This is a genomic window from Empedobacter falsenii (genome assembly GCF_013488205.1).
Lineage (GTDB): Bacteria > Bacteroidota > Bacteroidia > Flavobacteriales > Weeksellaceae > Empedobacter > Empedobacter falsenii_C.
This window is the reverse complement of the sequence record NZ_CP040908.1, coordinates 129204-141563: the sequence shown is the minus strand read 5'-3', so window position 1 is coordinate 141563 and position 12360 is coordinate 129204. Positions and strand designations below refer to the sequence as shown.

11 protein-coding genes and 4 tRNA genes are annotated in these 12360 nt (G+C 32.7%); 11 read left to right on the top strand and 4 right to left on the bottom strand.

Features of this window, described 5'->3' with window-relative positions; translation table 11 throughout:
* Positions 1 to 35: 35 nt before the first annotated feature.
* Genes FH779_RS00690 through FH779_RS00680 form a run of 3 tightly spaced genes read left to right on the top strand, consistent with a single transcriptional unit; the run spans position 36 to position 3821 of the window.
* Positions 36 to 542, top strand: a complete 507-nt coding sequence (locus tag FH779_RS00690) for a hypothetical protein (protein ID WP_180905693.1) — start codon at positions 36 to 38, stop codon at positions 540 to 542.
* Between the two features lie 4 nt (positions 543 to 546).
* Positions 547 to 3114 (top strand): DNA gyrase/topoisomerase IV subunit A, encoded by a 2568-nt coding sequence (locus tag FH779_RS00685; RefSeq protein WP_180906774.1) that lies wholly within the window; start codon positions 547 to 549, stop codon positions 3112 to 3114.
* A complete protein-coding gene (locus tag FH779_RS00680; protein WP_180905692.1) occupies positions 3114 to 3821 on the top strand; it encodes a rhomboid family intramembrane serine protease in 708 nt (235 codons plus the stop codon). Before FH779_RS00685 ends, FH779_RS00680 begins: the two co-directional genes overlap by 1 nt.
* A gap of 69 nt (positions 3822 to 3890) precedes the next feature.
* Here the strand turns inward: FH779_RS00680 and FH779_RS00675 are convergent, their stop codons facing one another.
* Positions 3891 to 4523, bottom strand: coding sequence for a C40 family peptidase (locus tag FH779_RS00675; RefSeq protein WP_038334971.1), 633 nt, complete (start codon positions 4521 to 4523; stop codon positions 3891 to 3893).
* Positions 4524 to 4741: 218 nt separating this feature from the next.
* Between FH779_RS00675 and FH779_RS00670 the strand changes: the two genes are divergently transcribed.
* From FH779_RS00670 to FH779_RS00650, 5 genes are all read left to right on the top strand, one after another.
* A tRNA-Glu gene (locus tag FH779_RS00670) sits at positions 4742 to 4813 on the top strand.
* A gap of 94 nt (positions 4814 to 4907) precedes the next feature.
* Positions 4908 to 5162 carry a 30S ribosomal protein S20 gene (rpsT, locus tag FH779_RS00665; protein WP_038334974.1) on the top strand — a complete coding sequence of 85 codons (255 nt, stop codon included), beginning with the start codon at positions 4908 to 4910 and terminating at the stop codon, positions 5160 to 5162.
* A 12-nt stretch (positions 5163 to 5174) separates the two neighbouring features.
* Positions 5175 to 5246 (top strand) — tRNA-Glu (locus tag FH779_RS00660).
* A gap of 286 nt (positions 5247 to 5532) precedes the next feature.
* A tRNA-Glu gene (locus FH779_RS00655) sits at positions 5533 to 5604 on the top strand.
* Between the two features lie 98 nt (positions 5605 to 5702).
* Positions 5703 to 5774, top strand: a tRNA-Glu gene (locus tag FH779_RS00650).
* Between the two features lie 131 nt (positions 5775 to 5905).
* Here FH779_RS00650 and FH779_RS00645 read toward each other — a convergent pair.
* The gene (locus FH779_RS00645) at positions 5906 to 7609 is read right to left on the bottom strand and encodes an ABC transporter ATP-binding protein (protein ID WP_180905691.1); all 1704 of its coding nucleotides are present in this window, start codon (positions 7607 to 7609) and stop codon (positions 5906 to 5908) included.
* A gap of 210 nt (positions 7610 to 7819) precedes the next feature.
* Between FH779_RS00645 and FH779_RS00640 the strand changes: the two genes are divergently transcribed.
* Complete coding sequence (locus FH779_RS00640; RefSeq protein ID WP_180905690.1) at positions 7820 to 9241, top strand: hemolysin family protein; 1422 nt, start codon at positions 7820 to 7822, stop codon at positions 9239 to 9241.
* Positions 9242 to 9291: 50 nt separating this feature from the next.
* On the opposite strand, the gene FH779_RS00635 is transcribed toward FH779_RS00640, so the two are convergent.
* Positions 9292 to 9999: a 3'-5' exonuclease gene (locus FH779_RS00635; protein WP_180905689.1), complete on the bottom strand. Its 708-nt coding sequence runs from the start codon at positions 9997 to 9999 to the stop codon at positions 9292 to 9294.
* Positions 9974 to 11179: a serine hydrolase domain-containing protein gene (locus FH779_RS00630; protein WP_180905688.1), complete on the bottom strand. Its 1206-nt coding sequence runs from the start codon at positions 11177 to 11179 to the stop codon at positions 9974 to 9976. Before FH779_RS00630 ends, FH779_RS00635 begins: the two co-directional genes overlap by 26 nt.
* A gap of 135 nt (positions 11180 to 11314) precedes the next feature.
* On the opposite strand from FH779_RS00630, the gene FH779_RS00625 reads away from it, so the two are divergent.
* Together FH779_RS00625 and folB are read left to right on the top strand one after the other, a co-directional pair.
* Positions 11315 to 11917, top strand: a complete 603-nt coding sequence (locus tag FH779_RS00625) for a superoxide dismutase (RefSeq protein WP_038334988.1) — start codon at positions 11315 to 11317, stop codon at positions 11915 to 11917.
* A 70-nt stretch (positions 11918 to 11987) separates the two neighbouring features.
* The gene (folB, locus tag FH779_RS00620; protein ID WP_180905687.1) at positions 11988 to 12344 is read left to right on the top strand and encodes a dihydroneopterin aldolase; all 357 of its coding nucleotides are present in this window, start codon (positions 11988 to 11990) and stop codon (positions 12342 to 12344) included.
* Positions 12345 to 12360: the final 16 nt, after the last annotated feature.

Sequence of the window (12360 nt, the reverse complement as noted above, 5' to 3'; positions counted from 1 at the left end):
CCAAACCAATCCTAACCTAAAAACACCTATCAATTATGAAGAAAAATAATAAAAAGGTCATTCAGTTGTTCAAAATACTGAATCTCACCATCGTTATTTTAATCATTCTAAACCTTATTATGTATACCGGTATTTTACCTTACAAGTATCACATAATACCACCTTATGTTGTCGCAATTTTTATAGCATTACTTATTTATGTAAGCTATAAAAGTGGAAATCAATTTTTTGCAATCGACACAAAAGGTGAAACCATAACTTTTGAAACGAAGAATGTAGGATTTTTATCCTTCTTAGATTCAAAAACAAACAAAATCGATTTACCGAAATATAAATTGATCAAATACGATTTTCAGAAAGGAATTCTTTCAAAGAACGTTGTCTTTTATATTAACAGTAAAAAGAATCCTACCAATTTAACAAAAGTCAAATTTCGTTTAGCATTCATTTCTAATCGAAATATTAATATTATTTTGACTGAATTAGACAAAATTGTAGAGTCTAATTGTATGATCAAAAACAATGTAGAAGTAGCTATTTAACATGATGCAAGACAATCAAGAGAGCATCAAGAAGGTTTCTGGTATGTACCAAGAATGGTTTCTTGATTATGCCTCTTATGTAATTTTAGAACGAGCAATTCCATCTATTTACGATGGTTTGAAACCAGTTCAGCGTAGAATTTTACATTCAATGCGCGAGTTGGAAGACGGACGATATAACAAAGTTGCGAACATTGTAGGAAATACGATGAAATATCACCCACATGGTGATATGGCGATTTCTGATGCAATGGTTCAAATTGGTCAAAAAGAATTGTTGATCGATATGCAAGGAAACTGGGGAAATATCTACACTGGTGACCGAGCGGCTGCGTCGCGTTATATCGAAGCTCGATTGACTAAATTTGCGTTAGAAGTTGTCTATAATCCAAAAACTACAAAATGGCAACCGTCTTATGATGGTCGTAATAAAGAACCAATCGATCTTCCGATCAAATTTCCTTTGCTTTTGGCACAAGGAGTGGAAGGAATTGCAGTTGGTTTGTCAACAAAGATTTTACCGCACAATTTCAATGAGTTAATTGATGCGTCAATTTTACATCTGAAAGGAAAGAAATTTCAAATCTTCCCAGATTTTTTAACATCTGGTTTGGTTGATGTTTCTGACTATAATGATGGATTGCGTGGAGGTAAAGTGCGTATTCGTGCAAAGATTTTACAAGAAGATAAAACAACGTTAAAAATTACGGAAATTCCGTACGGAACAACGACAGGATCTTTGATTGATTCGGTTTTGAAAGCTAATGATAAAGGTAAAATCAAGATCAAAAAGATTGAAGATAATACAGCAGCTGAAGTTGAGATTTTAATTCATCTTGTTCCGGGAAGTAGCCCAGATAAAACGATTGACGCATTGTATGCATTCACGGATTGTGAGATTTCTGTTTCGCCAAATGCCTGTGTGATTAATGAACAAACACCTGAATTTTTAACAGTTTCTGAAATTTTAATTCACAATACAAACAATACAGTTGAATTGTTGAAAAAAGAATTAGAAATTGAGTTAGATGAATTGCAGGAACAATGGCATTTTTCTTCGTTGGAAAGAATTTTTATCGAGAATAGAATTTATCACGATATTGAAGAAGAAGAAACATGGGAAGGCGTAATTTCTGCAATTGATAAAGGATTAAAACCGCATATTGCACATTTAGTTCGTACAGTTACGGAAGAAGATATTACACGTTTAACAGAAATTAGAATCAAGCGTATTTCTAAATTTGATTTAGATAAAGCGCAACAATTTATTGAATCGTTAGAAGATAAAATCGAAAATGTAAAACATCATTTAGCAAATTTGATTGATTACGCGATTGATTATTTCAAAAATCTAAAAACAAAATACGGAAAAGGAAAAGAACGTAAAACAGAAATTAGAACGTTTGACACGATTGATGCGACTAAAGTTGCCGTTGCAAATACACGTTTTTATGTGGATAGAAACGAAGGTTTCATCGGAACTTCATTGAAAAAAGACGAATATTTATTCGAATGTTCTGATATTGATGATATTGTGGTTTTCAAACATGATGGTTCGATGATTGTGACAAAAGTTGACGCAAAAACGTTTGTTGGAAAAGGAATTATTCATGTCGGAATTTGGCATAAAAACGATAAACGTACTATTTATAACTTGATTTATCGCGATGGTAAAAATGGTCCGGCTTATCAAAAACGTTTTGCTGTTACAGGAATTACGCGAGACAAAGAATACGATTTAACGGCTGGTAACAAAGGTTCGGAAGTGTTGTATTTTTCAGCGAATCCAAATGGTGAAGCGGAAGTTGTGTCAATTATTTTGAAAACTCATCAACGAATCAAGAAGTTAAAATTTGATATTAATTTTGCTGATTTAGCGATTAAAGGTCGTGCATCAAAAGGTAATTTAGTAACAAAATATCCAATCAAAAAAGTAGAATTAAAAGAAGAAGGAGTTTCGACTTTGGCACCTCGTCAAATTTGGTTTGATACGGATACAAAACGTCTTAATGCCGATGGATTGGGACTTTTATTAGGTTCTTTCAAAGGTGATGATAAAATTTTAACGATTAATAAAAAAGGTGAAGCGAAATTGGTTTCGTTTGATTTGAGTAATCGTTTTGACGAAGATTTAGAAATTATCGAGAAATGGAAACCTGCAAAACCGATTTCTTGCGTGTATTATGATGCGGAGAAAGATCGTTATTTCGTGAAACGTTTCCTTTTAGAAGATACATTTTCTCTACAAGCTTTTTATACGTTAGAAGATGGTAAGTCATCAATAAAAGTTGTTTCGACAGATTATTTACCAGTTATTGAGTTGATTTTCCCGAAAGTAAAAGGTTTAGAAAAAGAACCAGAAGTGATAAATTTAGAAGAATTTATTACTGTTAAAGGAATTAAAGCACAAGGAAATCAGTTGACAACGTATAAATTAAAACAAATTAATGTCTTGGAACCGCTTCCGTTCGAAGAACCAGAAGAAGAGGAAGAGCCAGAAGAGGAACCGCAACCGACGCTTTTTGATGCGATTGAGGAGAATAATAATGAAGAAGAAAATATAGAAGAATAATGGGAGACATCTCTATTGTAGCATTAGCCGTCATTGGATTGAATGTTTTGGTAAGTTGGAAAGGTTTTAACGATTTAGCTTTTTTTGAAAAATATAAATTCCAAGTTGGGTCGATATTATATAATAAGGAATACTATAGAATTTTAAGTTCAGGATTTTTACATGTTGATTTCACTCATTTGTTATTCAATATGTTAACTCTTTACTTTTTTGCAAATCCTGTTATCGGATTTTTTGCGAGTCCAGAAGGATTTTTATTAGGCGACTTTTCGAATGCTAAACTAAATGTAGGTTACGGAATGTTTCTTTTAGTTTTTTTAGCAGCGGTTATTGGCGGAAATCTATTATCGTTGTTAATTCATAAGAAAGAAACTTTTTATTCGGCAGTAGGAGCTTCAGGTGGAGTAACAGGAATTTTGTTTGCTGCAATTGCAGCTTTTCCTGAAATGGAGTTAAGATTATTTTTTGCTTTACCAATTCCAGCTTGGATTTTCGGAATATTATATTTAGGATATTCAGTTTATGGAATGAAAACTAATTTAGGGAACATCGGACATTCAGCGCATTTAGGTGGCGCAATTGTGGGATTATTATCTGCAATATTATTTTATCCAACGATTTTACAAATCAATATGTATTATATTTTAGGAATGATTGTTCCATTAATTGTATTGTTTGTGATGATTTTACGAGAACATCGAAAATAAAAAACAAGACAAAAAAAAGCATCAAGTAATCTTGATGCTTTTTTATATGATAATGAAATTATACTATTATTATAATATTCTTTTTACGTATAAGAATTTTGGTCCCCAATATCTATCATTTAAAGAAGATACCATAACGCCCTGAGAAGTAGATGAATGAATAAATTCTAAAACTCCATCTTTATTTCTTCCATGAACAATTCCTACGTGCGAAACTCTACCGCGACCTCTTGTTGCAAAGAAAACCAAATCTCCTTCTTTTGCTTCGTCTGTACTAACTGTAAAACCTTCTCTTGCCTGATCTGCAGATACACGAGGTAAATTTTTATTGAAAGTCTCGAAAACGTTTCTAACAAAGGCAGAACAATCAATACCACTTCTTGTTGTGCCTCCGTATCGGTAAGGTGTACCAATATACGTTTCTGCTTCTTTTAATAAAAATCCTGCAAACAATTCATTCGTTTCTTCTAAAACGCTGTTTAACACAACCATAGATTTCGCTTCATCGTTAATTTCTATTGGTGTAACATCTAAATTGGCATGTTTATTGATTATTTTAGCTTGAGCTTCAATAGCTCTTGGTTTCGGTACGAAACTTCTCGAAGAATATTCTGTAGCTTCACTAACTGGGGTTAAAGATGAACATGATGTTATAAACATCGTGCAAACCACTGCAGCTACACCTAATATCGATGCTTTCATATATTGAGTATTCGTTTGTATAAATTTTAATAGCACCGCTAAAGTAATTGTTAAAAATATAACTCATTATATATAAGAGATGTTTTGACAAAATATTAACTTCCTTAACATTTTTTAACAAAAATCTATTCAAAAAAACTTTTAAATAAATTTGGAAGTTCAAAAAATAGTTCTACATTTGCACTCGCTTTTCACAACAAGTGGTTAAGCCGTCATGCGGCCCATTCGTCTAGTGGTTAGGACATCAGGTTTTCATCCTGGAAACAGGAGTTCGATTCTCCTATGGGCTACATAAAAGTGTTTTAGAAAATTATTAAATTAATTTGGCGAGATAAAATATTTGTTTATATCTTTGCCGAACTAAAATAGAAAGAGATTTAAGTTATGGCAAATCATAAGTCAGCATTAAAAAGAATTAGACAATCAGCGGTAAGACGCGATCGTAATAAATATTATCACAAATCAGCTCGTACAGCTATTAAAGCTTTAAGATCTGAATCTGATAAAAATGAAGCAGAAACAGTTTTTCCAAAAGTTTCTTCAATGATTGATAAGTTAGCAAAAAGAAACATTATTCACAAGAATAAAGCTTCAAACTTAAAATCAAAGTTAGCGAAACATATTGCGGGATTAGCTTAATAAAATAAAAGTGGTCCCTTCGTCTATCGGTTAGGACACTAGATTTTCATTCTAGAAAGAGGGGTTCGATTCCCCTAGGGACTACAAATTAATAGATGGATTGCATTATTGCAATCTTTTTTTTCCTTGTTCATAGTTGTTGATTTTTTAAACAACCAGTAGAATACTGTGTAAAGGAAATTGTTTTTTGTGTTTTGTTTGTAAAGGTTAATCATAATGTTTAGATGATTAATCGGGAATGAAAATGTCGCTGTATAATTCAACTTGGTTCAAATTATTAGAATTATACATCGACTTTTCTACAACTCCCAACACAAAATGACGTTCATTCAAAATAAAGAATATTCGAATTAATTAATTCATATTAAGTGGTCCCTTCGTCTATCGGTTAGGACACTAGATTTTCATTCTAGAAAGAGGGGTTCGATTCCCCTAGGGACTACAATTTGACTTGATTAAAAAAAATAGTATAAAATTTTCGAAAATTGTTTGGTAATAAAAAATAAACGTTTATTTTTGCACCACAATAATACGAAAGGAGGTCCCTTCGTCTATCGGTTAGGACACTAGATTTTCATTCTAGAAAGAGGGGTTCGATTCCCCTAGGGACTACAAAAAAGCATTCAGATTTGGATGCTTTTTTTATTTTGAAATAGTTTAGTTTATATTGATTTATTGCGATCAATAAAAAAGCGTTTGAGGAAATAAACTTCAAACGCTTTTTGCTTTTATACAGATTCCTTTTATAGCTTTGGAATCGCTTCTATCAATTCTTTGGTATAGTTTGTTGTCGGATGCGCATAAACCTTGTCTGCATCGTCCAATTCTTTCATTTCTCCATGTTGCATCACCAATAATTGATCACTCATATATTTTACAACAGCCAAATCGTGCGAGATAAATATATAGGTAAAACCAAATTCGGTTTTCAAATCATTTAATAAATTCAAAACTTGTGCCTGAACAGAAACATCCAACGCAGAAACAGATTCATCACAAATGATAAATTTAGGATTTAAAGCCAAAGCACGAGCAATCCCGATACGTTGACGTTGCCCACCAGAAAATTCGTGCGGATATTTGTTCAAATCTTGATCTGATAAACCTACTTTTTGTAAAAGAGATGAAGCCGTTTGTAATCGTTCAGATTTATTCTGACCAATTTTATGTACTTGCATTGGCTCCGTAATAATTTGCGCAACGGTTTGTCGAGGATTCAAACTTGAATATGGATCTTGGAAAATAATCTGAATTTCTCTTCTTAATTTACGAATTTCCTCTTTTTTCAGTTTCGTAATATCTATACCATTATAATATATTTCGCCAGCAGTTGGTTTTTCTAATAACAAAACCGTTCTACTCAAGGTTGTTTTTCCAGAACCCGACTCGCCAACTAAACCCATTGTTTCACCCGGATAAACTTTGAACGAAATATCATCTACAGCTTTTACATTCGGGATTGTTGCATTTCCAAATAAAGTCGAAGGATAGAAGTATTTCTTCAAATTCTTAACCTCTAAAATTGGAGGATTTGCATAAATTTTTTCGTGAAAAGTTTCGCGTTCTTCTTCTGTATAGATCTCAGTTTCGAAATTTGGATTTTCTAAGAAAACGTTTACCGTAGGTAAACGTTTTGCACGTTCATCCAATCGAGGTCGACAAGCAATTAATCCTTTTGTATAATTTTCTTTCGGATGATTAAAAATTGTTTCTACATTTCCTTGTTCCACAACATCACCACGAAACATCACCAAAACTTCTTCACAAACATTAGCAATCACGCCCAAATCGTGAGAAATAAACAACATACTCATGTTATTTTTTTCTTGTAATTCTTTCAATAAATCTAACGTCGCTTTTTGTACTGTAACGTCCAAAGCAGTTGTAGGTTCATCGGCAATCAATAATTTCGGCTCGCAAGAAATCGCCATTGCAATCATTACACGTTGCTTTTGTCCACCAGATAATTCGTGCGGATAAGCTTTATAAATACGTTCGGGATTTGGTAATTTAACTTGTTCAAAAAGATGAAGAACTTTCTTTTTAGCTTCTTCTTTCGATAAATTTTGATGTAAACGAATCGCTTCCTCCACTTGTTCTCCGCAACGCAAACTTGGATTTAGAGAAGTCATCGGTTCTTGAAAAATCATTCCGATTTCATTTCCTCTTATTTCTTCCAGTTCTTTAGGAGAAAGTTTAAGCAAATCTATCATTTTATCATCTTGACGAAAAAGAATTTCACTTTCGGGATGAATTGTCGCATTAGGAGACAATAAACCCATAATCGCCAAAGAAGTTAACGACTTTCCAGAGCCAGATTCTCCAACAATTCCTAATGTATCACCTTGTTCTACTTTGAAATTGATGTTATTCAGAACTTGTTTATCTCCAAAAGAAATTGATAAATTTTTGACTTCGATAATATAATGTAAATCTTGCTTTTGCATGGCAAATTGTTGCTTGGTAAATGAAGTGGAAATTTAGTGATTTTTTAGTCATTTTCTCGAATCAATAATTTCTAAGATTTTGTATTTATAAATTTTGTAATTTTGCTACGAATCAAAACGTTGTGATTTTTAATTTTTTTTATTAATTTAGATGTATTGATTTACTGACTTATAAAAACTTATAACAAGTCAGTCTTTTAAATTCGAAGAATGGATACATACTCCCAGATTTCGACATTGTTTTTAGTCGCTAATCACAATGTCGCCGATGAAATTTCTGTAGCAAAACTTTTGCTTACAATTTTCCTTGTTTTATTAAATGGTTTTTTCGTTGCAGCCGAGTTTGCAATTGTAAAAGTACGTTCGTCACAAATTGAAGTTAATCAAGATATTAACGAAAGAACTTCAAATGCTGCAAAACGAATCGTTAATCATTTAGATTCTTATCTTGCCGCAACACAGTTAGGTATTACATTAGCTTCGCTTGGTCTTGGTTGGGTTGGAGAAAGCTCTTTAACGCCTGTAATCGTAAAACTTTTTGAAGTAGTTGGTTTAACTTCTCCTTCATGGACAGCGATTGCGCATAATGTTGCGTTTCCAGCAGCTTTCGTTATCATTACTATTTTGCACATTGTTTTTGGTGAATTAGCACCGAAATCTATCGCAATTCAGTATCCAACGAAAACTACATTTACAGTAGCTTGGCCACTTCGTGCATTTTATTTTGTTTTCAAACCGCTTATTGTGTTAATGAATGGTTTGGCAAATGTAATTCTTCGTGCGATTGGAATTCATCCTATTCATGGAGGTGAAATTCACACAGAAGAAGAGTTGAAAATGATTATTACAGAGAGTTCTGAAGGTGGAGCAATTGAGGAATCTGAGCGTAATTTAATTCAAAATGTGTTTGAGTTTGATGATCGTCGTGTGATGAATATTCAAACTTTACGAAAAAATGTTTCTGCAATTAATATTAATACTTCTGTAAAAGATGCATTAGATTATGCGATTAACGAAGGTTATTCGCGTTATCCAGTTTACGAAGAAGAATTTGATAATATAAAAGGTGTCATTTACGCAAAAGATTTAATCAAGCAATTGTTAGAAAATCCAAATCAAACTGAAATTGAAGGATTGTTGCGTGAGCCAATTTTTATTTCAGAAAATGCGTTGATTAAAAATGTAATGAAACAATTTCAGAAAAAACATATGCAAATTGCAATTGTAACAAATGAAGTTGGTGAAGTTGCAGGGATTGTTTCGATGGAAGATATCTTGGAGGAATTGGTTGGAGAAATTCAAGACGAATATGATAACGAAGATCCTATTGTTTCTCGTGTTTCTGAAGGTGTTTATAATATAAATGCACACAATGCGATAAGCGATATTAATCGTTTAGTGCCGTTTAGATTCGAAGAAAGCGAACATTATGATACGTTGGCTGGATTGATTTCTGAATGTTATCCTGATAAGGAATTAACGGAAGGAGATTTGATTGATTTGGAAGAATATACAGGAACAATTATCAAAATGTACCGAAACTCTGTTGAACAAGTACAATTGAAAGTGAAAGATGAATTGATTGAAAACTTCCGCGATGAACCAGATTCTGCAGAAGATGATGAAAATTAATCATTAAATATAAAAACAAAAAAATCCGCTTTATAGCGGATTTTTTGTTTTTATAAATCTTCTTTTCGTTGTAAAGGTTGATCGTAGCGCATTTTCCTGAAAACATTAATCAAGGTTACAACATCTTTTTCACAATAATCTTTGATGCGTTCTACATTGTTTTCATCGTAATATACACGCGCAACTTGCGAACCATCGATATCATCTTTCGGAGTAGGAATTTCGAAAACATTTGCCAATAAATCTAATGATGTAAAGTTCTTGTAATCACCAAATTTCCATAACTCCATTGTGTCCAAATGCTGAACTTCCCATGGTTTTTTACCAAATAATTGCAAAATAGCTGGAATTTCAATTTGATTAATCATCATTCGGCGAGCGATGTACGGAAAATCGAATTCTTTTCCGTTGTGCGCACATAAAATATGATCAGGCTTAAAAAAGTTTTCAATCAACATTGAATTGAAATCTTCTAACAATTTTTTCTCATCATGTCCATAAAAACTTTTGATGTGAATAAAAGAATCTTTGACAACAATTCCGACCGAAATACAGACTATTTTCCCGAATTCTGCCATAATTCCAGCGCGTTCGTGGTAAAATTCTTCAGGAGAAATCTCGTTATTATTGCGTTGATAAGCTGTTTTCTTTTCCCAAAGAGCTTGTGTTCTTTCAGTCAAAAGATTCCAATCATCAGTTTGTGGAACCGTTTCTATATCTAAAAATAATATTTTACTGTAAGGAATTCGTTGGATCATTTTCTTTCACTTTTTGATTAATTCGTATCGCTTCGTCTACCAATCGATAAACATCACCATCTGCAATTGGACGATTATTTGGCTGATCATTGTGTGTTTTTCCAGTTCGAACAACAACTAATTTTTCTGAAGGAATTACAATGATACGTTGTCCCAAATGTCCTAACATCGCATAAAAAGACGTTTTGTAATTGTAATCCATCCAAACTGAATAACCATAAATTTTTGGTTCATTTGGTCCGAACGCTTTTTTGTTTGGTAAAACCATTTTCTGAACAAATGTTGAATCCAAAATTTGTTTTCCGTACCAATTTCCATCATTCAATAATAATTGTCCAAGTTTTGCAAAATCTCGCGCTGTCGCATTGAAGCAACAATAGGTTTTCTCCATTCCTTTCGGATTATCTTTCGACCATTGCGCATCTAATTCCATGCCCATTGGTTGCCAAAATTCTTCTTGAAAATATTGTGATAACGATTTATTTTTCACTGCGCGTTCAATCACAATTCCTAATAATTGCGTGTCACTCGATTGATATTTGAAATGTCCGCCAGGTTGAGAAACAAATTTTCGATCTAACATTTGTTTAACGATATCATCGCCATAATACGCTTTTGCAGTAGGATTGAGCGGAAAATAATAATCTTCGTCCCAATCATAACCAGATGTCATCGCAGATAAATCGCCAACTGTACATTCAGCTCCATATTTATCATCTTTAAATTCTGGAATGAAATCTGTTATTTTTTGATCTAAACTTTTGATATAACCTTGCTCAATCGCTTTTCCTAACATCATTGTTGTGAATGTTTTCGCCATCGAAAAAGAATTGGTAATATCATTTTGCGCATATCCATTAAAATAATATTCGCTCAAAATTTGATTATCTTTTATAATAACCAATCCAGCAGTTCCGAAATCGTTCATCTCTTTTTCGAAGTTAGCTGACAACGGAAATTGATTATAATCTAAATGTTGATGCCAAACTCGCGGTGCACCTGCCAAAATTACATTGTTATCAAAATCTTTGTAATCGTTGATATTTGCAGTGCTTTCACCTTTCATATAGGTTAATTTTACGCCACGAAAAATGTAGTCATTCCCTGTTGCATAAAGAATTAGGATTAATACACAAATGATTATGATGAACCATTTTATTATTTTCCAAAGTATTTTCATTTCAAAAATTTAGAATCTTTTACTAAAATAAGCTTTTACTATTAAATAATGTTAAAATTCTATCATTTCGGAATCATATTTGTTGAGTTATTGTGTATCTTTATACAAGAAAATTAAATCTAAAAAATAAATATTATGGCTTTTGAATTAGCAAAATTACCTTATGCATTTGATGCATTAGAACCTCATATTGACGCAAAAACAATGGAAATTCACCATGACAAACACCATGCTGCGTATACAAATAACTTGAATGCTGCTATTGAAGGAACTGATTTAGCAAACGCTACAATCGAAGAAATTTTAGCAAAAGGAACTGACAAACCAGCTGTTCGTAACAATGGTGGTGGTTTTTACAATCACAATTTATTCTGGGAAATTTTAACTCCAGGTGGTGCTAATCAACCAACTGCAGAAGTTGCTGATGCAATTAACGCTGCTTTTGGATCTTTTGAAGCTTTCAAAGATGAGTTTTCTAAAGCTGCTGCAACACGCTTTGGCTCTGGATGGGCTTGGTTAATCGTAAAAGATGGAAAATTAGTTGTAACATCAACTCCAAATCAAGATTCTACTTTGATGCCTGTTGCTGATGTACAAGGATTTCCTGTTTTAGGATTAGATGTTTGGGAACATGCTTATTACTTAAATTACCAAAACCGTCGTCCTGATTATATCGAGGCTTTCTTCTCTGTAATTAACTGGGATAAAGTTGCGGAAAGATTTGCATCTGCAAAATAATAAGGTTTAAAAAAATTAAACAATACAAGACTTGTGTAGAAATACGCAAGTCTTTTTTTATCTTTGAACTATGGGAGTAATTATTTTAGAAAATATAAAAATATATTCGAATCACGGATGTTTAGATGAAGAAGCGCGCATTGGTTCTGATTATTTGGTTGATTTGGAAGCGCATGCAGATTTTACGAAAGCAACAGAATCGGATGAATTGGTTGATGCTTTGGATTATGTTTCGTTAAATAAAATTGTGAAGGAAGAAGTAGGTATTCGTTCAAAACTTTTGGAACATGTTTGTAAAAGAGTGTTAGATCGTATAGGTCAAGAACTTACGAATGTTACATATGCAAGAGTAAAATTATCAAAGCTGAATCCTCCTATTGGTGGGCATGTAGAAAAAGTGAGTGTTATTTTAGAAAAATCGTATTAAACTTTTTTTTTCTGAA

Coding starts and splice junctions, on each gene's coding strand:
- folB (WP_180905687.1), top strand. CDS start 11,988: ATGGGAGTAATTATTTTAGAAAATATAAAAATATATTCGAATCACGGA.
- FH779_RS00685 (WP_180906774.1), top strand. CDS start 547: ATGCAAGACAATCAAGAGAGCATCAAGAAGGTTTCTGGTATGTACCAA.
- FH779_RS00675 (WP_038334971.1), bottom strand. CDS start 4,523: ATGAAAGCATCGATATTAGGTGTAGCTGCAGTGGTTTGCACGATGTTT.
- FH779_RS00680 (WP_180905692.1), top strand. CDS start 3,114: ATGGGAGACATCTCTATTGTAGCATTAGCCGTCATTGGATTGAATGTT.
- FH779_RS00640 (WP_180905690.1), top strand. CDS start 7,820: ATGGATACATACTCCCAGATTTCGACATTGTTTTTAGTCGCTAATCAC.
- rpsT (WP_038334974.1), top strand. CDS start 4,908: ATGGCAAATCATAAGTCAGCATTAAAAAGAATTAGACAATCAGCGGTA.
- FH779_RS00625 (WP_038334988.1), top strand. CDS start 11,315: ATGGCTTTTGAATTAGCAAAATTACCTTATGCATTTGATGCATTAGAA.
- FH779_RS00630 (WP_180905688.1), bottom strand. CDS start 11,179: ATGAAAATACTTTGGAAAATAATAAAATGGTTCATCATAATCATTTGT.
- FH779_RS00645 (WP_180905691.1), bottom strand. CDS start 7,609: ATGCAAAAGCAAGATTTACATTATATTATCGAAGTCAAAAATTTATCA.
- FH779_RS00690 (WP_180905693.1), top strand. CDS start 36: ATGAAGAAAAATAATAAAAAGGTCATTCAGTTGTTCAAAATACTGAAT.
- FH779_RS00635 (WP_180905689.1), bottom strand. CDS start 9,999: ATGATCCAACGAATTCCTTACAGTAAAATATTATTTTTAGATATAGAA.